At 71.0% G+C, this 22,990-nt stretch carries 18 protein-coding genes; 9 read left to right on the forward strand and 9 right to left on the reverse strand.

Annotated features, from left to right (window positions below):
• Window positions 1-8 precede the first annotated feature (8 nt).
• The 3 genes from FDM97_RS29565 to FDM97_RS29575 are packed head-to-tail and all read left to right on the forward strand — an operon-like array spanning window position 9 to window position 3,512.
• Window positions 9-830, forward strand: coding sequence for a hypothetical protein (locus FDM97_RS29565; RefSeq protein WP_137993545.1), 822 nt, complete (start codon window positions 9-11; stop codon window positions 828-830).
• 1 nt (window position 831) lies between these two features.
• On the forward strand, window positions 832-2,745 hold the full coding sequence (locus FDM97_RS29570; RefSeq protein WP_137993546.1) for a fumarate reductase/succinate dehydrogenase flavoprotein subunit: 1,914 nt from the start codon (window positions 832-834) through the stop codon (window positions 2,743-2,745).
• The gene (locus FDM97_RS29575; RefSeq protein ID WP_137993547.1) at window positions 2,742-3,512 is read left to right on the forward strand and encodes a succinate dehydrogenase/fumarate reductase iron-sulfur subunit; all 771 of its coding nucleotides are present in this window, start codon (window positions 2,742-2,744) and stop codon (window positions 3,510-3,512) included. Before FDM97_RS29570 ends, FDM97_RS29575 begins: the two co-directional genes overlap by 4 nt.
• A 105-nt stretch (window positions 3,513-3,617) precedes the next feature.
• On the opposite strand, the gene FDM97_RS29580 is transcribed toward FDM97_RS29575, so the two are convergent.
• Entirely contained in the window at window positions 3,618-4,637 is a 1,020-nt protein-coding gene (locus tag FDM97_RS29580; protein WP_137993548.1) for a glycoside hydrolase family 18 protein, read from the reverse strand.
• A 129-nt stretch (window positions 4,638-4,766) separates the two neighbouring features.
• Between FDM97_RS29580 and FDM97_RS29585 the strand changes: the two genes are divergently transcribed.
• Window positions 4,767-6,902 (forward strand): TPM domain-containing protein, encoded by a 2,136-nt coding sequence (locus FDM97_RS29585; protein ID WP_137993549.1) that lies wholly within the window; start codon window positions 4,767-4,769, stop codon window positions 6,900-6,902.
• Window positions 6,903-6,937: 35 nt separating this feature from the next.
• Window positions 6,938-7,645 (forward strand): PspA/IM30 family protein, encoded by a 708-nt coding sequence (locus FDM97_RS29590; RefSeq protein WP_137993550.1) that lies wholly within the window; start codon window positions 6,938-6,940, stop codon window positions 7,643-7,645.
• A gap of 62 nt (window positions 7,646-7,707) precedes the next feature.
• On the opposite strand, the gene FDM97_RS29595 is transcribed toward FDM97_RS29590, so the two are convergent.
• The 6 genes from FDM97_RS29595 to FDM97_RS29620 all read right to left on the reverse strand — a co-directional run bounded on the left by FDM97_RS29595 (window position 7,708) and on the right by FDM97_RS29620 (window position 14,482).
• A complete protein-coding gene (locus FDM97_RS29595; protein ID WP_137993551.1) occupies window positions 7,708-10,287 on the reverse strand; it encodes a SpoIIE family protein phosphatase in 2,580 nt (859 codons plus the stop codon).
• 144 nt (window positions 10,288-10,431) lie between these two features.
• Window positions 10,432-10,854, reverse strand: a complete 423-nt coding sequence (locus FDM97_RS29600) for an ATP-binding protein (RefSeq protein ID WP_137993552.1) — start codon at window positions 10,852-10,854, stop codon at window positions 10,432-10,434.
• 143 nt (window positions 10,855-10,997) lie between these two features.
• Entirely contained in the window at window positions 10,998-11,444 is a 447-nt protein-coding gene (locus tag FDM97_RS29605; RefSeq protein WP_137993553.1) for a (deoxy)nucleoside triphosphate pyrophosphohydrolase, read from the reverse strand.
• Between the two features lie 22 nt (window positions 11,445-11,466).
• Complete coding sequence (locus FDM97_RS29610) at window positions 11,467-11,646, reverse strand: SPOR domain-containing protein (protein ID WP_137993554.1); 180 nt, start codon at window positions 11,644-11,646, stop codon at window positions 11,467-11,469.
• Between the two features lie 156 nt (window positions 11,647-11,802).
• Complete coding sequence (locus tag FDM97_RS29615; protein WP_137993555.1) at window positions 11,803-13,524, reverse strand: purine-cytosine permease family protein; 1,722 nt, start codon at window positions 13,522-13,524, stop codon at window positions 11,803-11,805.
• Between the two features lie 205 nt (window positions 13,525-13,729).
• Window positions 13,730-14,482 carry a GntR family transcriptional regulator gene (locus FDM97_RS29620; protein WP_137993556.1) on the reverse strand — a complete coding sequence of 251 codons (753 nt, stop codon included), beginning with the start codon at window positions 14,480-14,482 and terminating at the stop codon, window positions 13,730-13,732.
• A gap of 234 nt (window positions 14,483-14,716) precedes the next feature.
• On the opposite strand from FDM97_RS29620, the gene FDM97_RS29625 reads away from it, so the two are divergent.
• The gene (locus tag FDM97_RS29625) at window positions 14,717-16,054 is read left to right on the forward strand and encodes a glycoside hydrolase family 18 protein (protein WP_137993557.1); all 1,338 of its coding nucleotides are present in this window, start codon (window positions 14,717-14,719) and stop codon (window positions 16,052-16,054) included.
• Between the two features lie 211 nt (window positions 16,055-16,265).
• Here FDM97_RS29625 and FDM97_RS29630 read toward each other — a convergent pair whose 3' ends face one another.
• Complete coding sequence (locus FDM97_RS29630) at window positions 16,266-17,438, reverse strand: DUF4190 domain-containing protein (protein WP_175439275.1); 1,173 nt, start codon at window positions 17,436-17,438, stop codon at window positions 16,266-16,268.
• Between the two features lie 176 nt (window positions 17,439-17,614).
• On the opposite strand from FDM97_RS29630, the gene FDM97_RS29635 reads away from it, so the two are divergent.
• Window positions 17,615-19,042: a translation initiation factor 2 gene (locus FDM97_RS29635; protein WP_137993559.1), complete on the forward strand. Its 1,428-nt coding sequence runs from the start codon at window positions 17,615-17,617 to the stop codon at window positions 19,040-19,042.
• A gap of 66 nt (window positions 19,043-19,108) precedes the next feature.
• Here the strand turns inward: FDM97_RS29635 and FDM97_RS29640 are convergent, their stop codons facing one another.
• Complete coding sequence (locus tag FDM97_RS29640; protein ID WP_137993560.1) at window positions 19,109-20,683, reverse strand: S8 family peptidase; 1,575 nt, start codon at window positions 20,681-20,683, stop codon at window positions 19,109-19,111.
• Window positions 20,684-20,873: 190 nt separating this feature from the next.
• Between FDM97_RS29640 and FDM97_RS29645 the strand changes: the two genes are divergently transcribed.
• Both FDM97_RS29645 and FDM97_RS29650 read left to right on the forward strand, forming a co-directional pair.
• Window positions 20,874-21,983 (forward strand): threonine synthase, encoded by a 1,110-nt coding sequence (locus tag FDM97_RS29645; protein WP_254705797.1) that lies wholly within the window; start codon window positions 20,874-20,876, stop codon window positions 21,981-21,983.
• A 149-nt stretch (window positions 21,984-22,132) separates the two neighbouring features.
• Entirely contained in the window at window positions 22,133-22,759 is a 627-nt protein-coding gene (locus FDM97_RS29650) for a hypothetical protein (protein ID WP_137993561.1), read from the forward strand.
• Window positions 22,760-22,990: the final 231 nt, after the last annotated feature.

The following is a 22,990-nucleotide window of genomic DNA, read 5'->3' on the forward strand; positions in this document are numbered from 1 at the left end:
GACCGACGTTGGCCACAGGAACCGAACCGCCTTCTCTCGGCGCGGGGGTGCATGGTCCGACACGTGCGGCCATCGCCCCCCGCCATCTGCGTACGGACCGCTGGTGGCTGGCGCCCGCGGCCACCGCCGCCGGACTGCTCGCCTTCGTCGTCTACTCGACCTGGCGGGCGTTAGCCAACAGCGACTACTACGCCGCGCCTTACGTCTCGCCGTTCTACTCGCCCTGTCTCGCGGAGAACTGCGTCCCGATGAAGGACGGGCCCAACTGGGAGATCTTCGGCAGCTGGTGGGGCCTCTCCCCCGCCCTGCTGATCCTGGTCTTCCCGCTCGGCTTCCGGCTGACCTGCTACTACTACCGCAAGGCGTACTACCGGGGTTTCTGGGCCTCGCCCCCGGCCTGCGCGGTCGCCGAACCGCACACGACGTACACCGGTGAGACCCGCTTCCCGCTGATCCTGCAGAACATCCACCGGTACTTCTTCTACGCCGCGCTCCCGGTCGCCGCGATCCTCACCTACGACACCGCGCTGACCTTCCGGGACGCCTCCTACGCCTGGGGCCACGCGGGCCTGGGGACCGTGATCTTCCTGGTCAACATCGTGCTGATCTGGGCGTACACGCTCTCCTGCCACTCCTGCCGGCACATCGTCGGCGGGCGGCTCCGGCACTTCTCCCGGCATCCGGTGCGCTACCGCCTGTGGACTCTGGTCGGGAAGCTGAACGCCCGCCACATGCTGCTCGCCTGGGCCTCGTTGATCACGGTCGCGCTCTGCGACCTGTACGTGTACCTGCTCGCCACCGGCACCTTCGACGACCCGAGGATCTTCTGACATGGCCCAAGTCGAACGGCAGCAGTGGGACGTGGTCGTGGTCGGCGCGGGGGGCGCCGGGCTGCGCGCGGCGATCGAGGCGCGCGAGCGCGGCGCCCGTACGGCGGTGATCTGCAAGTCGCTCTTCGGCAAGGCCCACACGGTGATGGCCGAAGGGGGCATTGCCGCGTCCATGGCCAACGTCAACGCCCACGACAACTGGCAGGTCCACTTCCGCGACACCATGCGCGGCGGGAAGTTCCTCAACCAGTGGCGGATGGCCGAGCTGCACGCGCGCGAGGCTCCCGAGCGGGTGTGGGAGCTGGAGGCCTGGGGCGCGCTCTTCGACCGCACGCCGGACGGCCGGATCTCCCAGCGCAACTTCGGCGGTCACGAGTACCCGCGGCTCGCGCACGTCGGCGACCGGACCGGCCTGGAGCTGATCCGCACGCTCCAGCAGAAGACCGTCGCCCTGCAGCAGGAGGACCACCGCGAGACCGGGGACTACGAGGCCCGGCTGAAGGTCTTCCAGGAGTGCACGGTCACCCGGGTCCTCAAGGACGACGGCGGCCGGGTCACCGGGGTGTTCTGCTACGAGCGGGAGACCGGCCGCTTCTTCGTCCTGGAGGCGCCGGCGGTGATCCTGGCGACCGGCGGGATCGGCAAGTCCTTCAAGGTGACCTCCAACTCGTGGGAGTACACCGGCGACGGGCACGCCCTCGCGCTGCTCGCGGGCGCGCCGCTGGTGAACATGGAGTTCGTGCAGTTCCATCCGACCGGGATGGTCTGGCCGCCGTCCGTGAAGGGGATCCTGGTCACCGAATCGGTGCGCGGCGACGGCGGTGTGCTGCGCAACTCCGAGGGCAAGCGGTTCATGTTCGACTACGTCCCCGACGTCTTCAAGGAGAAGTACGCGCAGACGGAGGAGGAGGGCGACCGCTGGTACGAGGATCCGGAGAACAACCGGCGCCCGCCCGAGCTGCTGCCGCGCGACGAGGTGGCGCGGGCCATCAACGCCGAGGTGAAGGCTGGGCGGGGCTCGCCGCACGGCGGGGTGTTCCTGGACGTGTCGACGCGGATGCCCGCCGAGGTGATCAAGCGGCGGCTTCCGTCGATGTACCACCAGTTCAAGGAGCTGGCGGACGTGGACATCACGGCGGAGGCCATGGAGGTCGGGCCGACCTGCCACTACGTGATGGGCGGCGTCGCGGTCGACTCGGACACGGCGGCGACGGTGGGCGTCCCGGGGCTCTACGCGGCCGGTGAGGTCGCGGGCGGCATGCACGGCTCCAACCGGCTGGGCGGCAACTCGCTCTCCGACCTGCTGGTCTTCGGGCGGCGGGCGGGGTGGCACGCGGCCGAGTACGCGACCGGCGTCGGCCGGACGGTGGTGGCGGAGGCGGGGATCGAGGCGGAGGCGGGGATCGAGGCCGCGGCCGCCGAGGCGCTGGCCCCGTTCGGCGCGTCCGGGGAGCCGTCCGCCGAGAACCCGTACACGCTGCACCAGGAGCTCCAGCAGACGATGAACGACCTCGTCGGCATCATCCGGCGGGAGGGCGAGATGGCCGAGGCCCTGGAGCGGATCGCGGAGCTGCGCGAGCGGGCGCGGCGGGCCGGGGTCGAGGGGCACCGGCAGTTCAACCCCGGCTGGCACCTGGCGCTCGACCTGCGCAACATGCTCCTGGTGAGCGAGTGCGTGGCCCGGGCGGCGCTGGCGCGGACCGAGAGCCGCGGCGGGCACACCCGGGAGGACTACCCGTCGATGGACCGGGAGTGGCGGCCGGTGAACCTGCTGTGCCACCTGGTGGACGACGGCGGTCCGGCCGCGGTCGCCCTGGAGCGGACCCGTACGGAACCCATCCGAGCCGACCTGCTCGCCCTCTTCGAGAAGGAGGAGCTGGGCAAGTACCTGGCCGAAGAGGAGCTCTACGAATGAGCAGCTATCAGGCCGCCTTCAAGGTGTGGCGCGGCGATACGGGCGGCGGGGACCTGCGGGATTTCACGGTCGAGGTGAACGACGGCGAGGTCGTGCTCGACATCATCCACCGGTTGCAGGCCACACAGGCACCGGATCTCGCTGTGCGCTGGAACTGCAAGGCAGGCAAGTGCGGTTCGTGCTCCGCCGAGATCAACGGCCGTCCGCGCCTGATGTGCATGACCCGGATGTCGGTCTTCGACCGTACGGAGACCATCACCGTCACGCCCCTGCGGGCCTTCCCCGTGGTGCGCGACCTGGTGACGGACGTGTCCTTCAACTACGCGAAGGCGCGCGAGATCCCGGCCTTCGTGCCGCCGGAGGGGCTCGCTCCGGGCGAGTACCGGATGCGGCAGATGGACGTGGAGCGCTCGCAGGAGTTCCGCAAGTGCATCGAGTGCTTCCTGTGCCAGGACACCTGCCATGTGGTGCGGGACCACGAGGAGAACAAGACGGCGTTCGCCGGGCCCCGCTTCCTGATGCGGGTGGCCGAACTGGACATGCACCCGCTGGACGCCGCCCCGGAGGCGGGCCTCGACCGGAAGCGGACCGCGCAGGACGAGCACGGGCTCGGGTACTGCAACATCACGAAGTGCTGCACCGAGGTGTGCCCGGAGAACATCAAGATCACCGACAACGCGCTGATCCCGCTGAAGGAGCGGGCCGTCGACCGGAAGTACGACCCGCTGGTGTGGCTGGGGAACAAGATCCGCAGGCGGGGAGAGTAGGCCGCGGGTCCCTTGGGTGGGGTGCCTCCTCTGGCCGGGGGTCTCTGGCCGGGTCTCTGGCCGGATCTCTGGCCGGATCTCTGGCGGGGTGCATTCCGCCCCCGGTCAGTGCCAGCCCTCGCGGTAGGCCGCCCAGTCGCCCTCCTTCGCGGCGAAGTCGACGTAGAGCGCGACGCCGAACCGTTCGCGGTCGGGGTCCGTGCGCCCCAGGCCCAGCCGGGTGCCGCGGATCGCCGCCGCGACGGTCTCCGCCGAGTCGTGGTGGCCGAGGTCGTCCTCGTGGAAGAACGGCAGGCCCATGAGGAGGTCGGTGTCCTCCGGCGTGACCTCGAGGGCGAGGCTGGTCTGCTGGGCGACGTAACCGCCGTACAGACTCTCCAGCGGCATCCAGGTGTCGTACGACATGACGGCTATCTGGTCGACGCGGCGGGCGACCTGCCCGAAGAACTCCTGCGACCACCACTTCTCGCTGCCGCTGAGCGCGCCGTTCACCGTGTGGGCGGCCGGCAGCGGGTCGATCTGGTGGGCGGCGACGGAGAGAGGCACCTTGCGGGCCCTCGTCAGCTCGCCCAGGTCGTCGAGCAGGGACAGGTAGTTCCCGTCGTCCGAGAGCAGGGGCTCCAGGTCGAAGTGGACGCCGTCGAAGCCGGCGTCCAGGATCTGCCGGGCCGAGCCCACGACGGCCGCCCGCGAGACCGCGTTCTCCAGCCGCAGCCCCTCAGGTCCCTCGGTGGCCAGGATGTCTCCCAGCCACGCGTGCACCCGTATCCCGGGCATCGTCCGGTGCACGCTCTCGATCAGCCACTTCGCGCGGGGGTAGCGGGCCGCGGGAAGGGTGCCGTCGTGCTCCAGCGGACCGGCGTGGACGTAGAGGTCGCGTATCCCGGTCCCCTTGATCCGGGCGGCGAACGCCGCGAGGTCGGCGTCCTTCTTCCGCCCGTCCACCCAGGCATGGCCCAGCCAGATGGCGTCCTTGCCGCGGCTCTGCGTCCCCTCGCGCAGGTCGCCCGCGTAGTTGATCCGCAGCGCGAGGGCGCTGCCTGCCGGAGGCAGGACCAGAAGCAGGACGAGGCCGAGAACGACCCAGCGTCCCCGCCGCCACCAGCCTCGTACACGTCCGCCCACCGGAGCCCCCCAAGATCGTCGTCGTGGTGTGATCGCCACCTTAGATGTGGCTACCGACAGTGACGTCGGGCCCGGCGAAACGGTTTCCGCCGGGTCGCGAGGGGACAGTACGGGACATAACCTCCCCATGTGACGCGAATAGCCACCCGAGCCCTCCTCGCGGTGCTGGTGGCGGCGTGGTGGCTGGTCGTGCCCGCCGTTCACGACGCCCGTGCCGACGACCCCGTCGTGCTGTCCCGCGAAGGGCAGATCACCGACACGGTGGACGCGCTGGGTGACCGGCGCAGCGCGGTCGTCCGGGCCCTCGACCGGCTCTACGACGACCAGAGGGTCCAGCTCTTCGTCGTCTACGTACGGGACTTCTCCGGCCGGCAGGCCCAGAGCTGGGCCGACGCCACGGCCGACCGCAACGGCCTGGGCGTCAACGACGTCCTGCTCGCGGTGGCCACGCACGACCGGCAGTACGGCTACTCGGCGGACACCGGCTCCCGCTTCACCCAGGCACAGCTCGACGACGTGGCACAGACCGCGATCGAGCCCGCGCTGCGCCGGAACGACTGGGCCGGAGCCGCGATCGGCGCGGCGAACGGCTACGACGCCGTGCTCGCCGGTGAGCCCGTGCCCGCACCCACCATCACCCCCGGCGCCGCCGACCCCGGCACCGCGGCCGACGAGGGAAGCCCCGGGTCGGACCTCATCCTCCCGGTCGTCCTCGTCGGTGTGGCGGGCGCCGTCGCGGCGTACGCCTGGACCAAGCGCCGCCGGCAGAGCCGGCCACCCGTCACGAAGCCGAAGGGCGAACCGGGCCGGGGCGCGCCTGGCCGGGGCACACCGAAGGAGCCGGCGGAGCTCCCGCTGTCCGATCTGGACGGGCAGGCCCGGCACGCTCTGGTCGCCACCGACGACGCCGTCCGTACGAGCCAGGAGGAACTCGGCTTCGCGACCGCCCAGTTCGGCGAGGAGGCGGTGCAGCCGTTCACCGAGGCGGTGGCGTTCGCGAAGGAGGAGCTGACGGCCGCGTTCCGGCTGCGGCAGCAGCTCGACGACGCGTTCCCGGAGGACGACGCGACCCGCCGCTCGATGCTCGACGAGATCCTCGGGCGCTGCGCCGAGGCGAACACCCGGCTGGACGCGGAGTCCGAGGACTTCGACCGCCTGCGGGCCCTGGAGCGCAACGCCCCGCAGGCCCTGACCACCGCCGAGGCCGCGTTCCGCGAACAGACCGGGCGGGTGAGCACGGCGGAGGCGGCGCTGGCCGCGATGCGGGAGCGATACGCCGAGTCGGCGGCCTCCCCCGTCGCGAGCGCCGTCGAACAGGCCAAGGACCGGCTGGTGTTCGCGACGACCCATCTGAACCAGGCCCGGCAGTCCGTCGACACGGGCGACAACGGCGTCGCGGCGGTCCACATCCGCGCGGCCGAGGGCGCCGTCGACCAGGCGTCCCGGCTCGGCGAGGCCGTCGACCGGCGGGCCCAGGAACTCGCGGAGGCCGTGGGCGCTCTGCCCAACGCGCTCACCGAGACCGAGGCCGACCTCGCCGACGCGCACGGCCTGCTGGAGGGGACGCCCGAGGGGGTCTCCACCGCCGACCTGCGGGGCCGTATCGCCCGCGCGGAGTCGGTCGTCGCCGACGTACGGCAGATGGTGGAGGCGGGCCACTACGACCCGATCGACGCGCTGCGCCGGGTCGAGGAGGCCGACGCGGCGCTCGACGAGGCGCTGGAGGGCGCGCGGGAGCGCGAGTCGGGCACGCGGCGCGCCCGCGCGCTCCTCGACCAGGCGATGCTGACCGCCCGTTCCACGATCGGGGCGGCCACCGACTACATCACGACGCATCGCGGGGCCGTCGGAGCGGAGGCCCGTACCCGGCTGGCCGAGGCGCAGCGCCGGCTGGAGAAGGCCACGGACCTCGCGGCCGCCGGGGACCCGCAGGCCGCGCTCGCCGAGGCCCAGCAGGCGGACGCGCTGGCGCGGCGGGCACAGGACCTCGCCGAGCAGGACGTCCGCATGTTCGGGAACCCGAACGGCCTGGGCGGTGTAACAGAGGCAGGAGGAGGCGGCGGCGGGCTCGGCGGTGCGGTGCTCGGCGGCATCATCCTCGGCGGACTGTTCGGCGGAGGTTCCGGAGGAGGCTCCGGAGGCTCCGGCAGAGGCGGAGGGGGTTTCGGTGGTGGAGGTTTCGGGGGTGGAGGTTTCGGCGGCGGGCCCGGCAGCTTCGGCGGCGGCGGCACGCGCGGCCGGCTGGGCGGCGGCGGCCGTTTCTGACCATGTCACGCGCATCGCGTCCAAGGAGAACAAGCATGACCAAGCAGACCGTCCTCGGCCGGGTCGCCCAGCTGGCGAAGGCCAACATCAACGCCCTGCTGGACCAGGCCGAGGACCCGCAGAAGATGCTCGACCAGCTGATCCGCGACTACACCGGCAACATCGCGGAGGCGGAGCAGGCGGTGGCGGCGACCATCGGCAATCTGCGCCTGATGGAGCAGGACCACCAGGAGGACGTGGACGCGGCGAAGGAGTGGGGCGAGAAGGCCCTGGCCGCGAGCAGGAAGGCGGACGGGCTGCGGGCCGGCGGGCAGACGGCGGAGGCGGACCGGTTCGACAACCTGGCGAAGGTGGCGCTGGGACGCCAGCTCCAGTCGGAGAAGGAGGCGAGGACGGCCGAGCCGACGATCGCCGCGCAGACCGAGGTGGTGGAGAAGCTCAAGAGCGGTCTGGAGCAGATGAAGGCCAAGCTGGACGCGCTCGGGGCGAAGCGCGACGAGCTGGTGGCGCGGGCCACGTCCGCCCGGGCGCAGAACCAGATGATGGACGCGGTGAAGAACATCGACGTCCTGGACCCGACGAGCGAGCTGAGCCGGTTCGAGGACAAGGTGCGCCGCGAGGAGGCGAAGGCGATGGGCAAGCAGGAGCTGGCCGCCTCCTCGCTGGACGCCCAGTTCGAGCAGTTGGACGCTCTCGGCGACAGCGCGGAGATCGAGGCGCGGCTCGCGGCGCTCAAGGGCTAGGAGTCGCCCTGCGGCGGGCCCGGGCGGTGTGCGGCCGGGCCCGCGGGATGGTGCGGCACTGGTCAGAACATGCTCAGCAGCTGCTCCACGGTCGGTTCGGCGACGTCGTCGCCGTCCGGCAGGGGCAGTTCGAACCAGACGGTCTTGCCGCGGGGCGTGCGGCGCGAGCCCCAGGCCTCGCTGAGGAGTCCGACCAGCTGCAGTCCGCGGCCGCCCTCGTCGGTGTCCCGGGCCCGGCGGCGCCTCGGCTGGACCAGGCCGGCGTCCCAGACCTCGCAGACCAGGGTGCGGTCGCGCAGCAGCCGCAGCCGGATCTCGCCCTCGCCGTAGCGCAGGGCGTTGGTGACCAGTTCGCTGACGAGCAGTTCGACGGTGTCCACCAGCGGTTCGAGGCCCCAGGCGGTGAGCTGGGCGCGGGCCAGTTCGCGGGCCCGGCCGACCGAGCGGGGTTCCCTGGACAGCCGCCAGTCCCCCACCGCGTCGCCCGGCAGTCCCTGGATACGGGCCATGAGCAGGGCGATGTCGTCCTCGCCGTGCTGGGTGTCGAGGGTGGTCAGGACGCGGTCGCAGACGTCCTCGAGAGGAAGCGCCGCGTCCGTGAGCGCGCTGCGGAAGGCGCACAGCCCCTCGTCGAGAGGATGGTCGCGGGACTCGACGAGTCCGTCGGTGTAGAGGGCGAGCAGCGAGCCCTCGGGCAGTTCGACCTCCACCTCCTCGAAGGGTTCGCCGCCGACACCGAGCGGCATCCCCGGGGGCACGTCGAGCAGCAGGGCCTTCTCGCCTGGTTCGACGAGGACCGGGGGCAGATGGCCGGCGTTGGCGAAGGTGCAGCGCCGGGTGACGGGGTCGTAGACGGCGTAGACGCAGGTGGCGAGGTAGACCTCGGAGAGTTCCGGCCCACGGGCCTTGTGGGCGCGGGCGCTCTGCTGGGCGCCCGCGGGGGCGCCGAGTCCGCGGGCGATCTCGTCGAGGTGGGAGAGGACCTCGGCGGGTTCGAGGTCGAGCTGGGCCAGGGTGCGGACGGCGGTGCGCAGTTCGCCCATGGCCACGGCGGCGCGCAGCCCGCGGCCCATGACGTCCCCGATGACCAGTGCGGTGCGGTGGCCGGGGAGTTCGATGACGTCGAACCAGTCGCCGCCGACCTCGGTGGCGGTGGTGCCGGGGAGGTAGCGGCAGGCGATGTCCAGGCCCGCGGCCTCGGGGTCGCCGGGCGGGAGCAGGCTGCGCTGCAGGATGAGGGCCCGCTCGTGTTCGCGGCGGTAGAGGCGGGCGTTGTCGATGCAGACCGCCGCGCGGGCGGCGAGCTCGACGGCGAGGGCGCGGTCCCGTTCCCCGAAGGACTCGCTGCCCTTGGTACGGGAGAACTGGACGAGGCCGACGACGGTGTCGTGGGCGACCATCGGCACGACGAGGGTGGAGTGGACGAGGCTGCCGTCGCCGCCGGGGACCGTCCTCACCTGTCGGGTGCGCAGCGCTCCGGCGCAGGGCGAGTTGAACGGGTAGCGGTGGACGGACCCGACCTCGACGGGCCCGGGGCCGCAGCAGCCGGCGTCCTCGCCGGTGCCGTCGGCCGGGTCGGGCGTGCGGAGCGGGGTGTCGGAGACGGCGCTGGCGAAGGCGACCCTGCGCAGCTCGGCGCTGCCGGCCCCGTAGCCGACGTCGTGGGAGGTCCCCCACCGTCCGGGCGGGGCCTCGTCTCCGGTCAGCAGGCCCTGGTAGAGGTCGACGGAGGCCAGGTCGCAGAAGCCGGGGACGGCGACGGCGAGCAGTTCGCGGGCGGTGGCCTCCAGGTCGAGGGAGTTGCCGATGCGGGCGCCGGCCTCGTTGAGCAGGGCGAGGTTGCGGCGGGCACTGGCCGCCTCCCGGGCGGCGTTGTGGCGGCGGGTCACGTCGATGCCGAGTCCGGCGACGCCGACGGGGCGGCCGGAGCCACTGTGCACGCGGTAGAGGTTGATCGACCAGTGGCGCCGCTCCCTGGTGCCGGGAGGGGCTCCGACGATCTGCAGCTCGGTGACGGACTCGCCCGTCTCCAGGACGCGCTGGAGGGCGGCGGTCATCCGCTCGGCCTCGGGGCGCGTGAGGTAGTCGTGGACGGTACGGCCCCGGTGGTCGTCGGCAGATCCGCCGAAGACGGCGGCGAAGCGCTGATTGGCCCGCTTGACGGTGAGGTCGGTGCCGAAGAGGAGAAAGCCGAAGGGGGATTGGCCGAAAATAGCCTGCGAGGCGGCGAGGTCGGTCTCGATGTGCCGCAGGGCGCGGACGTCGACGACGATGCACAGCGCGGCCCGCTCCCCCGCCGGGGTCTGGCTCGGCATGACGTACATCTCGGCGATTCCCTCGCGGCGGTCCTGCCCGGGAATGCGGAAGGGGACGAGGCCCGTCCACTCCTTGCCGTCGAGGATCTGCGCGACCCGGCGACGGCCACGCTCCCGCAGGTCGGCGGGCATGAAGGCCTCGACCGGATCCTTGCCCATCGCCTGTTCGGCGGGCACGCCGAAGAGCTCGACGGCCCGTCGGCTCCACTGGTCGACGAGCCCGTCGGGCCCTATCGAGAAAGAGGCGACTCGAATGTAGTCATAGATCGAGCCAGGCGGGCTGCTCTGCCACACGACGCCGCTCGCCGTCTCAGGTATCTCGCTCACGCGACCGTCCCCTCCAGCTCACCGCACCGGACCGGCCATGCCCGCAGTATTCAGCACTACGGCCCCCGACGGCACGACGTTCACGATCACAGGCTGGTCTCGTTCATTTCCGGCCGAGCCCCCGTTGATCGTCCCTACCCCTCTTTACTCACCCGGCAGGGCCAGCTCGAACCACACCGTCTTGCCCGTCCTGCCCTTGCGTGTACCCCAGCGGCGAGCAGAACAGGCCACGAGCTGGAGTCCGCGACCGCCTTCGTCATCGGGGCCGGCGGCGCGTTCGGTGGGCGGATCCGGAAGCGGATCGGAGACTTCCACGAGAAGGGCGGGGAGGTGGGCGGTGTCGCCCCCGTCCGGCTGGAGGTGCACCAGCCGGACGCCGATGGGGCCGGAGGCGTAGCGCAGGGAATTGGTCACCAGCTCGCTCACCAGCAGGACCGTGACATCACCGACCGCTGTGTCGATCCGCCAGGCACGGAGCGTGTCGCGCACCGCGTGACGCGCCGTACGTACGGCATTGGCCTCCGCCGGGAAGTTCCACTCGGCGCAGTCGCCTTCGGTGTCGATCACGCCCGATCACTTCCCCAGCCCATCACCAGAAGGAAGGCCCACGTCCTATTTCGGGGGGTTAGTCAGCACATACCCGATATTCAGGGCGGGATATCGCGGGGAGTGGACCAGCGGGCGCACGGTGGCACGAACGGCGTAGAGCGTCAGCCGCGCACTCCGTCCGCGGGGACGGCCGGCAGCCGCCGCGCGGCCTCGGCGACGGCGGGCCGGTCCTGGTCGAGCCAGTCGACGGAGTCCAGCTCCCGGCGGGCCAGCCAGCGCAGCTCGTCGTGGTCCTGCAGCGGGCGCGGTTCGCCGGAGAGCAGCCGGGCGGTCCACACCTGGAGTACGTAGCCGGGCTTCAGCGGCCACTCCCCGGGGATGCGCTCACCCGGCTCCGTCTCCACGCCGAGCTCCTCGCGCAACTCCCGAACCAGGGCCTCCTGGGCACTCTCGCCCGGCTCCTGCTTGCCGCCGGGCAACTCCCAGCGCCCCGCCAGCTCGGCGGGGGCGCTGCGGCGCGCGGCCAGCAGACGCCCCCGGTCGTACACGGCTCCGGCGACCACGACCACGCGGTCGCCCACGCGGTCGCTCGCACTGCGATCTGTCATGGCCGGAGAGTACCCGCGGTGGTCAGATCGCGGGCTGGCCGATGCGCTCCACCCAGTAGAGCTGCTTGTGTCCGCGGTCGTCGAGGCTGTCGGCCACCTTCTGCGCCTCGTCCTCTGTCGCGTACCGCCCGACGCGATAGCGGTTGCCGTTGTCGTCCTGGCGTATGACCAGCCAGGGAAGGACAGGGCCACTGTCGGTCATCGGGCTTCTCCCTCCGCCGGTCCGGACGTCTCTAAGGATCTCCCTGAAATGGCAATCCGCATATGCCCGACCTTACGCCTGACCTTTACACAGCGGATACGGGTTTTCACAAAGAGGTACGGATCCGGCCGGGAACCGACGAAGGGAGGCCGAAGATCAGGCCTTGGGGGCCGTCTCGGGGGCCCTCCTGGGGACGGTCGGCACCGGCATCAGGACCGGACCGGCCGCCGCCGGGTCCTTGCGGCAGACGTCGCCGCACTCGGCGTCCAGGGAGCAGCACAGCGAGCAGATCGGCCCGGACTGGACCGGGCAGTCGGCGATGTCCGGCAGCTCGTACGCCGTCTCGCAGACCGCGCAGACATGAGTCGCCGTCACCTCCGCGACCTCGACGTCGGGGCCGTTCACCGGGTTGGGGCGGGCCAGGTAGTACCTGCCCTTGGTCGCCCAGGCGATCAGCGGGCAGAGGACCAGCGCGAGACCGGCGGCGATGAACGTCGAGAACGCCTCCGCGTACGTACCGAAGAGACCGAAGAAGGCGAGGATCGAGACGGTCGAGGCGATCACCATGGCGCCGAAGCCGGCCGGGTTCACGGCGTAGAGGTAGGCGCGCTTGAACTCGATGTACGGCGGGCTCCAGCCGGCCCGCTTGTTGATGACGAGGTCGGCGGCGACGGCGGCGATCCAGGCGATGCCGACGTTGGAGTAGAAGCCGAGCAGCTTGCCCAGCGCCGCGAACATGTTCATCTCCATCAGCGTCAGCGCGATGGCGAGGTTGAGGAAGATGTACCAGACCCGGCCGGGGTGCTTGTGCGTGATGCGGGAGAAGAAGTTCGACCAGGACAGCGAGCCGCTGTAGGCGTTGGTCACGTTGATCTTGATCTGCGAGACGATGACGAAGACCGCCGCCGCGGGCAGGGCGAAGGAGCCGAGCCAGGGCTTGAGCGCCTCGATCTGCGGGGCGATCGGCTCCAGGGCGTGGGTCTTGCCGACGGCCTCCAGGGCGACGAAGGCCAGGAACGCGCCACCGAGCTGCTTGGCCGCGCCGATGATCACCCAGCCGGGGCCGGCGGCGAGCACGGCGAGGTTCCAGCGGCGCTTGTTGGCCTCGGTCTTGGCCGGCATGAACCGCAGGTAGTCGGCCTGCTCGCCGATCTGGGCGATGAGGGAGAGGGCGACGCCCGTGCCGAGGCCGAAGCCGATCCAGGAGAAGCCCGCCCCGGCCCCTTCCGTACCGCCGAAGGAGCCGAAGGCGCCCCAGGCGTCCGGGGCCTCGAAGGCGAGCACGACGAAGGGCAGCACCATGCCGATGATCCAGATCGGCTGGGTCCATGCCTGCACCTTCGCGAGCGCGCCCATGCCCCGGAAGACGATCGGGATCACGATCAGGGTCGTGACCAGGTAGCCGATCTCGACCGGCAGCCCGACGGCCTGATGCATGGCCTGGGCCATGATCGAGCCCTCGAGCGCGAAGAAGATGAAGGTGAAGGAGGCGTAGATGAGGGAGGTGAGGGTGGAGCCGAAGTAGCCGAAGCCGGCGCCGCGGGTGACCAGGTCCATATCGAGGCCGTACTTCGCGCAGGCCCGGGCGATGGGGATGCCGGTGAGGAAGATGATCACCGCGGCGGTGAGGATCGAGGCGAGGCCGCTGGTGAAGCCGTAGGTGAAGACGATCGAGGCGCCGATGGCGAAGTCGGCGAGATACGCGATGCCGCCGAGAGCGGTGCCCGCCACCATGGAGGGCGACCAGCGCCGGAAGGAGTGCGGCGCATAGCGCAGCGAGTAGTCCTCGCGGCTCTCGTCGGCGGCCAGTTTGGCGTAGCTGCGGCGGGGAGGCGGGGCGGCCGCCGGGGACTCGGCGGTGGTGACCGTTTCCGTCATGAGGGCTCCTGTCGTCCGACCGGTTGCGGGTACGGACGTGGAAGGTAGGAGCCGGGCATGACAATCTGTCGCAGCGCGCGATTGCCTGAGGGTTACGACAGTTGACGCCCCGTAAACTCCGGGAAACGGCGCCTTCGCGCCCCGGGCTTCACCCCACGGGGCTTCACACCCCGGGCTTCACCCCACAGGCTTCACCCCACAGGCTTCACCGCACCGGCAGGTGGTAGGCGATCCGGTATCGGTCGGCCGGGACGACGACGTCGGCCGTCTCCACCGCACGCCCCGACGCGTAGTACGTCCGCTCGACCACCATCACCACATGGCCGGGCACACCGCCCAGCGCGAGAAGCTCCTCAGCGAGCCCCGGGCGGGCGCCGACCTCCTCCACCACGTTGTCGACCACCACATCGATCGCCGCCATCCGCTCGACGACCCCGCAGCCTCCCAACGGACCTTCCTCGGGGAGCATCACGGGCGTCCGGCCGGTGACCGCGAGCGGCTCCCAGGAGGTGGAGAGCATCATCGGCTCGCCCCCGTCCCGGTACACGTACCGCGTGCGCATCACCCGCTCCCCCGGCTCGATGCCGAGCCGCTCGGCCACGGTGGCGCTCGCCTGCTCCTGCTCGCTGCTGGATTCCCAGGTGCCGCGCGCGCCCTCGGCCGCCTGCTCCTGCCGGAAGGGGTTGGCGCCGGACGGCGGCCGGTACCCGGAGCGGGCGATCCGGCGCGGCACCGGCCTCTCCCGTACGTACGTCCCCGAGCCCGAGCGGCCCTCGACGAGCCCCTCGGCCATCAGCACCTTGCGGGCCTCCAGCGCCACAGTGTCCGAGACCCCGTACTCCTCGCGGATGCGCGCCTGCGAAGGAAGCCGGGTATGCGGCGGAAGCGAGCCGTTGGCGATCTTCTCCCGGAGATCGCTCGCCACACGCAGATAGGCGGGCTGCTCACCGAACGTCACTGGACACTCCCCTCAGGTTGACGGACAGCTACAGAGTGACAACCCTCGGTGTCCAGCCGCAAGCATGGGCCAAAGTTTCACCCGAAGTGATGACTTACCTTTACGCCTGCGCTTACCGCAGGTATAGCCGCCGAAAGTCATCGATGACGCACCGAAGCCTTGACCCCAATGGTCCAGACCAATACGTTCCTGTGAGCACAGCTCCCTTCCGGCACACGCACAGGAACGAGCCTCATGCGTCGTAGAACCCTTTCCCGGCTGACGATCGCCGCCGTCTCCCTCGGTCTGCTCGCCACGCTCGCGCCGGCGGCCGGCGCGAGCGCCCCCGACCACCACCCCACCCCGGCGAAACCCGCGCTCAAGCGGGTCGGCTACTTCACCCAATGGGGCGTCTACGGACGGAACTTCCAGGTCAAGGACCTGGAGACAAGTGGCACGGCGGCCAAGCTGACCCACATCAACTACGCCTTCGGCAACGTGAGTCCGGACGGAAAGTGCTTCACGGGCAACGTGCCCGGCGAGGCCGACGCCTGGGCCGACTACGTACGCCCGCTCGACGCGGCGGGCTCCGTGGACGGCGTCGCCGACACCGCCGACCAGCCGCTCGCCGGCAACTTCAACCAACTGCGCGAGCTCAAGGCCAAACACCCCGGCCTCAAGGTGCTGATCTCGCTGGGCGGTTGGAGCTGGTCGACCCACTTCTCCGACGCGGCCCGCACCCCCGCCTCCCGCAAGGCCTTCGTCGCCTCCTGCATCGACCTCTACATCAAGGGCAACCTGCCCGCCGACGGCGCCCGTGGCGGCGCGGGAGCCGCCGCGGGTCTCTTCGACGGCATCGACCTCGACTGGGAGTGGCCGGCCTCGGCGGGCGACACCGACACGGTGTTCCGCCCCGAGGACAAGCAGAACTTCACCGCGCTCGTACGGGAGTTCCGCACCCAGCTCGACGCGTACGCCAGGTCGACGAAGAAGCGCGGGCACTACGAACTGACCGCGTTCGTCCCCACCGCCCCCGCCAAGATCGACGCGGGCTTCGAAGTCCCCCGGATCATGCGGGATCTCGACTTCGTGAACCTCCAGGGATACGACTTCCACGGCTCCTGGGAGTCCACCACCGCCCAGCAGTCCGCGCTCTTCGCGAAGGACGACTTCAGCGTCGACCAGACCGTGAACGACTGGCTGCGCCGCGGCGCGCCCGCCCACAAGCTCGTCGTGGGCATGCCGTTCTACGGCCAGGGCTGGACGGGCGTCACGGGCGGCGGCGACGGCCTCGGCCGGCCGGCGACCGGCCCCGCCCCGGCGACCTGGGCGAACGGCTACGAGGACTACAAGGCGCTCAAGAAGCTCGCGGACTCGGGGACGTACACCGTGCACCGCGACCGGAGGAACGGCCACGCCTGGCTGTTCGACGGGACGACCCTGTGGACGTACGACGACCCGCAGGTGCTGCGCACCAAGTCGGCGTACGTGCGCGCGCGGGGGCTCGGCGGCGCGATGTTCTGGTCGCTTGACGGGGACACCCCCGACGGCGAGCTGATCACGGCGGTCGACCGGGGGCTCGGGCGCCGCTAGACCGCGGGCCGGCCCGCCACCGACGGTGGGCCGCGGGGCGGCGGCTGGTCACGGGCCGCCGGCACCCGGCACACCGCTCCGGCCCGCACACGACGGGGCCGGGTCTCCTGAAGAAGGAGACCCGGCCCCGTCGGCCGTTCGCCACTCGCCGCTCGCCGCTCGCCGCTCGACGTGCGCCGTGCGCCGCTCGCCGCTCGCTGTGCGAGACGCGTCAGACCGTCTTGGCGCTCTCCTCGCCGCCGGCCAGCCCGAGGGCCGTACGCGCGTCGCCGCCGAGGGGCGAGGGCAGGGAGTCGTACGCGGTGTCGTACCGCTCCCAGAAGGCGTCCTCGTCCGCCGCCAGGGCCAGCTTGTCCCACGCCCCTGCGGACGCCTCCAACTCCTTGACGAGGCCGGCGACCTGAGTGGCGGAAGCCCCCGGCCACTGGTGCGTCTTCAGGTCCCTGGCCGCGCGGACGACAGCGGTGTGGACCTCCCGAGCCCAGGCGGTGTTCACCGCGAGGTCGACGTCCGCGTCCTCTTCCGGCTCGATCGTCAGGGCCGTGTCGATGGGGTTCACGGACCGCAGGAAGTGGAACTGATGGGCGTCGAGGGTGGTCGCGTCACTGCGCAGCGAGCCCTTGAGGGGATCGCCCCCGTCGACGATGAACGAGCAGGTGACGGTGCGGTCGCCGGCCCGCCAACTTGCCCTGCTGGGGTAGTAGTAGAAGTCGTAGACGTCGTCGGGGAACGCCCAGGTGTCCATCGCGTACGCCGCGCCGATCGTCTCGCAGCGCCCCGTCGCGAGGTCGTCGATCGCCTTGTCGCCGGGCCACTTGGTGAAGCCTTTGAGCGAGAAACCGCCGGTGACCTCGCCCTCGTGCGGCTGTGCGCAGTCGACGACCTCGACGTCCGAGGTGTACGCCTCCACGTCGCCGTCGACGTTGTAGCACTGGCCCGTACGCAGCGAGAAGGCGGAATCCGCGCGCGACGCCTCGTCCATGCCCTCCTTGAAGCCCTTCCACGCCTCACCGAAGCCGCCGGTGACCAGCCCGAGGACCAGCAGGAGGCAGCTGATGGAGGACAGGACGATGCCCGCGATCGCGAGTCCCTTGCCCGTCTGGTTCTTCTTCTTGATCTGCGGAAGGGCGATCAGGCCGAAGATCAGGCCGAGGGGCGGCAGGCAGCAGACGACGCCGGAGACGAGGGAGGCGATGGCCAGACCGTTGGTGCCGGGCGGCGGGGTCCCGTAGGGGCCGGGAACGGCGCCGGGTCCGTAGGGCCCGTACGGCGCGTAGGGACCGAGTGCGCCGCCGACCGGGGCTCCGTACGGGTTCGACGGCTCAGGCGCGGGCCAGCCCTGCTGCGGCGGCTGAGGATCCTGGGGCGGCTGCGAGGGCTCCACGAGTACGGTGCTCCTGTTGGGGGCGGCTGATGCGAACATGCGAACGGGCGCGCGCATCGTACGTGGTCCGGGAGCGGGGACGGTACGCGGGTGACATCTGCGACGATCCGGGCGACGTCTTCGAAGGGGATTCGAAGGGATTCGAAGGGGATGCGAAAAGGGGAGGGGAAGCGCTGATGGTCCTGAGCGGACTCGCGCTCAATCCGGCGGCACCCGCTGACGTACTCCTGAGGCTCCTCGACTCCGAGGACGGGGCCGTGATCTCCGCTCTGTGCCGGCAACGACGTGCGTTCCCGGACGAGGTGGTGGAAGCGATCCTCGCCCATCCGGAGCCCCGTGTGCGGCGCGCCCTCGCCCGCAACCCGCACATGGCGGGGGACGTGCGCGGGCGGCTTGTCGACGACGAGAACTGGCTCGTGCGGGCCACGCTGGCCGACGGACCGGGGTGGGACACATGGCCCCGGTATCTGCCGGACTGGGTGATCGACCGGATGTTCACGACGTACGAGAACGACGACCTGCAGTCACTCTTCTCCTCCGGCCAGATCCCGCCCCGGGTCTACTCCGCGCTCGCCACGCACCCCATGGCGTCCGTCAGGCGGACCGGAACGCAGATGTGGTCCGGGTTGTCCGAGGAGCGGCGCGCCGCCCTGCTCGCCGACCCGCACCCCGACGTCCGCGCCTCCGCCGAGCGGAGGGCGGCGGAGGACGACGCGGAGGAGATGGAACGGCAGTTGCGGGCGCTGCCCGGGGCCTGTTCGCACGCCCACACCCACATCCTCGTCAACTGCCGGCTCTCCCGGGCGGTCGTCGACGAGCTCCTCCAGGAGCGCCTGGACGACGACCTGTGGTGCCTCGCGCACAACTACAGCACCCCACCGGACGTCGTGGCGCACGTAGCCCGGGTCGCCGACGCCAAGACGCGCCGTGAGGTCGCGGGGCGGGCGGACCTCCCCCGCGACCTGGTGGACCTCCTCGCGCGCGACGCGGACCCCGCCGTCCGTACCACCGTCTCCGTACGCCCCGAGCTCACGGAGGCCGAGCGGGCCTCCATCGACTACGTCGTCGAGCCGGATGAGATCGTCCGGCTGGGCGCGGATCCCTACCGGGCACCCCTCTCCTACGCCCGGTCGGCCCATCCCCTGCTGCGCCGTCGCGTCGCGCACAACCCGGAGCTGCCCGAGGAGATCGTCGAACTCCTCGCCGCCGACGACGACCTGGGGGTACGTGTCCTCCTCGCGCAGTACCACCCGGATGCGCCCCCGGAGCTGCTCCTGCGCTGCTACCTGGAGTACGAGGGGGCGAACCGCGACCGGCTCCTCGGGCTGCCGCAGTTCCCGGTCGGCGGGCTCGGCGCCCGCTTCGGGACCGCCGAGGACCCCGCCGTACGCCTGCTGGCCACGCTCGATCCGGGGCTCGACCCCGGGCTCGCCGAGGCGCTCACCCGGGATACGGACGCACGCGTGCGTGCCGGGGCTGCCCGCAACCCCGCCCTCCCTCAAGAACGGCTTCTTCAACTCCTTGAAGATGACGAGCTGTCCAAGGAGGCGGCCGCCAACCCGGCTCTGCCGGTCGAGGCGATGCGCGCCCTGCTCGCCGGGTGACAGAGAGCGCTCGACGAAGGGGGCGGCCGCCCGTCGGCGACCGCCCCCTCACTCACGTACCGCTGTTCAGAACTGGAGCGCCCAGGAGTCGATCTTCCCGGTGTCCCAGCTCGCGTTGTCCGTCACCCGCAGCTTCCACGTGCCGTTCGCGACCTCGGAGGAGGCGTTGACCGTGTAGGTGGTGTTGATGTTGTCGGAGCTGCCGCCGGTGCCGAAGCCCTTCAGCGTGTACGCCGTACCGTCGGGAGCGATGAGCTGCACCTGCAGGTCACCGATGTACGTGTGAACGATGTTCACAGGCACCTGCAGCGCGGAGGGCGCGTTGCCCGCGACGCCGCTGACGGTGACCGGGGACTCGACCGTCGAGTGGTCGGCGATGGCGTAGTCCGCGGTGTTCTCGAACTTCGGGCCGGGCGGCGGGGTCGTGCCGCCCCCACCGACGAACAGCAGCCTGTTCGGCGAGCCGGTACCCGGGTTGGTCACCACGCCCGTCGTGGCGGCGTTGGTCAGCGCCGTCGACACCTGCGCCGGGGTGGACGTCGGGTTGTCCCCGAGGTAGACCGCCGCCGCGCCCGCGACGTGCGGGGTCGCCATCGACGTACCGGAGATGGTGTTGGTGGCGGTGTCGCTGCTGTTCCAGGCCGAGGTGATGGAGGAGCCCGGGGCGAAGATGTCGAGCACGCTGCCGTAGTTGGAGAAGCTGGAGCGGGCGTCGCTGCTGGTCGTGGAGCCGACCGTGATGGCCTCGGAGACCCGCGCGGGCGAGTAGTTGGAGGCGTTGGAGTTGTCGTTGCCCGCCGCCACGGCGTAGGTGACGCCCGAGGCGATCGAGTTGCGCACGGCCGTGTCGAGGGCCGAGTCGACGCCACCGCCGAGGCTCATGTTGGCGACGGCCGGCTTGACGGCGTTCCGCGTCACCCAGTCGATGCCGGCGACGACCTGCGCGGTCGTGCCGGAGCCCTGGTTGTTGAGCACGCGGACGCCGACGATCTTGGCCTTCTTGGCGACACCGTAGGAGGAACCGGCGACGGTGCCCGCGACGTGTGTGCCGTGGCCGTGGCCGTCCTGGGCGACGTTGTCGTTGTCGATGGCGTCGTAGCCGTTGAAGGCGCGGCCGCCGAAGTCGCTGTGGCTGATGCGGACACCGGTGTCGATGATGTACGCCGTGACGCCCTGGCCCGCGGTGTCCGGGTAGCTGTAGCTCTGGTTCAGCGGGAGGGCCTTCTGGTCGATCCGGTCCAGGCCCCAGGACGGCGGGGAGGGCTGCGTGCCGCTGACCGTGAAGACGCGGTTCTGCACGACGGACTCGACCGCTGGGTCGGCGGCGAGCTGCTTCGCCTGCGTCTCCGAGAGCTCGACGTTGTAGCCGTTGAGCGCGGAGGTGTACGTCTTCTTGATCGTCGCGCCGTGCTTGGCCGCGACCGCCCGGCCCTTGGAGGTCTCCGCCGGGGCGGACTCCTTCAGGGTGACGATGTAGCTGCCCGCGATCGTCCCGGGTGCCCCGGCGTTCTGGATGACGCCTTCCGGGGCGGCCTCGGCCGCGGTGGCCGGGAGAGCGGAGGCGGTGCCGAGAGCGAGGGCGGCGACGGCTATGGCGCTGGCGGCGACGAGTCTGCGCCGCGAGTCACGCATCACTGACATGTGAGGGATCCTCCTCATAGGTGGTGCGTTGCTGTGGGGGAACGGCAGGGACATGTCAAAACGACGCGAGGTGTCCACACCGTTTCGAACGTCCGGCTGCCGAGCGAAAGATTGACGGATCCATAGGAATCACACAAGGCCTCCGAGCGTCCGTTAACACGTGCGCGACACCGCTGCCATGCTGACGACCATGACCGCCTACGTCTGCCCGCGATGCCGGGTCCACGCCCCCGCCGACGCCCTCACCTGGTGTTGTCCGCAGTGCCGAGGCCCCTGGGATCTGGAGTTCGCCGGCGCACCCGTGTCACTCGAGTCCCTTGCGTCACGCGTGAATTCATTGTGGCGTTACGAGGAAGTGCTGCCGCTGGCGACCGAGACCCCGCAGGTGACCCTCGGCGAGGGCCGCACGCCCCTGGTCCCGCTCACCGATACGGTTTCGGCCAAACTCGACTTCCTCATGCCGACGTTGTCCTTCAAGGACCGCGGCGCGGTCATGCTCGCCGAGCTCGCCCGCCGGCTGGCCCCACGCCGCGTCCTCGCCGACAGCAGCGGCAACGCGGGCACGGCGATCGCCGCCTACTGCGCGCGGGCCGGCCTCGACTGCACCGTCTTCGTACCGGAGGCCACCTCCCCGAAGAAGCTGGAGCAGATCCGGGCGCACGGCGCGCTGCTGAACCTCGTCCCGGGCGACCGTGAGGCCACCGCGCGTGCGGCGCGCGCGGCCGCCGACGAGCCCGGCACGTTCTACGCCTCGCATGTCTACAACCCGCACTTCCTGCACGGCACCAAGACGTACGTGTACGAGCTCTGGGAGGACCTCGGCGGCGTGCTCCCGGACACGCTCGTGGTCCCCGTCGGCAACGGCACCCTGCTCCTGGGCGCCGCCCTGGCCATCGAGGAGCTGTACGGCCACGGGCTCGTCGACACGCGCCCCGCCCTGGTCGCCGTACAGGCCGAGGCGGTGTCCCCACTGGCCGAGGCGTTCCACGCGGGCGCCGACGCCCTCCTCGCGCCCGCACCCGTACACCCCACCCTCGCCGAGGGCATCGCGATCCCGAACCCGCCCCGCGCCGCCCAGATCCTGCGGGCGGTACGGGCGACGGGCGGAACCTTCCTGACTGTGACGGAGGATCAGCTCCACGCCGCCCAGGTGGACCTGGCACGACGGGGGCTCTTCGTCGAGTCGACGGGCGTGGCCTGCTGGGCGGCGGTGCGCGCCACACCACAACGGCCGGGACTGACGGTGGTCCCGCTGTGCGGGGCGGGGGCGAAGACGGGCCTGAGCAGCGGGCGGGAGTGAGCCGCGGCCGCGCACCTCCGCACCTTCGCACCTTCGCACCTTCGCACCTTCATGCACATGATCGAGCTGGCCGGTTCGTGTCGGCAACCTCCCCTTCCTGACCAGGTACGGTCAAAAACACCACGTACGAGGGGATGAAAGTGCTGACGGTGACAACCAATCGGACGCCGCAGGACCTTGCGGCCGAACTGGCGAACATGCGGGCCGTCGACGACTGGCCGTCGGTGTGGTCGGGACCGCCGCAGGGCGGGTCCGGGGAGTTCAACGAGTGGTGCGGGCGGTACGGCTGGGAGCCGCTGACCTTCGACCGGCAGTTGCACGTGCGGACGCCGGGTGGGGGACGCTGGACGTTCTACGACCGGATGGGCGGAATGTGGAGCCCGCTGGTGACCTTGAGGCACTACACCTGGCAGCTGCGAGCTGACACCGCCGCGGAGAACGGTGCGGTTTTCGACACCGTGAACGAAACGTGGCCGGCATTCCTCAAGGCCGCCGAGGGCGTGCTCGGTGCGCCCACGTGGACCGGCCCCTGGGATGCCGCCGACTTCCCCGAGCCCCCTCACCCCCGGTGCTGGAACGACCGCGAGGAGCGGGCGCTCAACCGCGAGCCCTACCGATTCGCCTACTGGGCACCTGAAAGTGGCGTTCCAGGACAGCCGTACATGGTGCTGGACCAGACGGTCACGTTCGGCACCTGGACCACCGACATGCCGGGCGGCTCGGCCATCTCACTCGAGGTGCATCCGCCCGCTGAGTTCCTGGAGAGCGGCCTGTGACGGAGATAGCTCCGCCGACACAAGCCGAGATCGACCGTGCCATGGTCCTTGAGGACAGGGATGGGCAGGCGGCGGGAGGGCCCGGAGGGAGCACTACGTGAAGTGGGGCACCGGTTCCTGGCCCAGGCATGCGGTGACAGCCGTGGGTACCAGGTGCTGAAGGAGCTAACCGCGCCGGCTGCGGAGACCGAGCAGCCCGAGATCATGCAGCCCGAGGTCAAACAGCCGCGA

Source organism: Streptomyces vilmorinianum, from assembly GCF_005517195.1.
Classification (GTDB): Bacteria; Actinomycetota; Actinomycetes; order Streptomycetales; family Streptomycetaceae; genus Streptomyces; species Streptomyces vilmorinianum.

Coding starts and splice junctions, on each gene's coding strand:
- FDM97_RS29615 (WP_137993555.1), bottom strand. CDS start 13,524: ATGACGGAAACGGTCACCACCGCCGAGTCCCCGGCGGCCGCCCCGCCT.
- FDM97_RS29610 (WP_137993554.1), bottom strand. CDS start 11,646: ATGACCGACAGTGGCCCTGTCCTTCCCTGGCTGGTCATACGCCAGGAC.
- FDM97_RS29570 (WP_137993546.1), top strand. CDS start 832: ATGGCCCAAGTCGAACGGCAGCAGTGGGACGTGGTCGTGGTCGGCGCG.
- FDM97_RS29635 (WP_137993559.1), top strand. CDS start 17,615: ATGGTCCTGAGCGGACTCGCGCTCAATCCGGCGGCACCCGCTGACGTA.
- FDM97_RS29640 (WP_137993560.1), bottom strand. CDS start 20,683: ATGTCAGTGATGCGTGACTCGCGGCGCAGACTCGTCGCCGCCAGCGCC.
- FDM97_RS29575 (WP_137993547.1), top strand. CDS start 2,742: ATGAGCAGCTATCAGGCCGCCTTCAAGGTGTGGCGCGGCGATACGGGC.
- FDM97_RS29625 (WP_137993557.1), top strand. CDS start 14,717: ATGCGTCGTAGAACCCTTTCCCGGCTGACGATCGCCGCCGTCTCCCTC.
- FDM97_RS29645 (WP_254705797.1), top strand. CDS start 20,874: ATGACCGCCTACGTCTGCCCGCGATGCCGGGTCCACGCCCCCGCCGAC.
- FDM97_RS29605 (WP_137993553.1), bottom strand. CDS start 11,444: ATGACAGATCGCAGTGCGAGCGACCGCGTGGGCGACCGCGTGGTCGTG.
- FDM97_RS29590 (WP_137993550.1), top strand. CDS start 6,938: ATGACCAAGCAGACCGTCCTCGGCCGGGTCGCCCAGCTGGCGAAGGCC.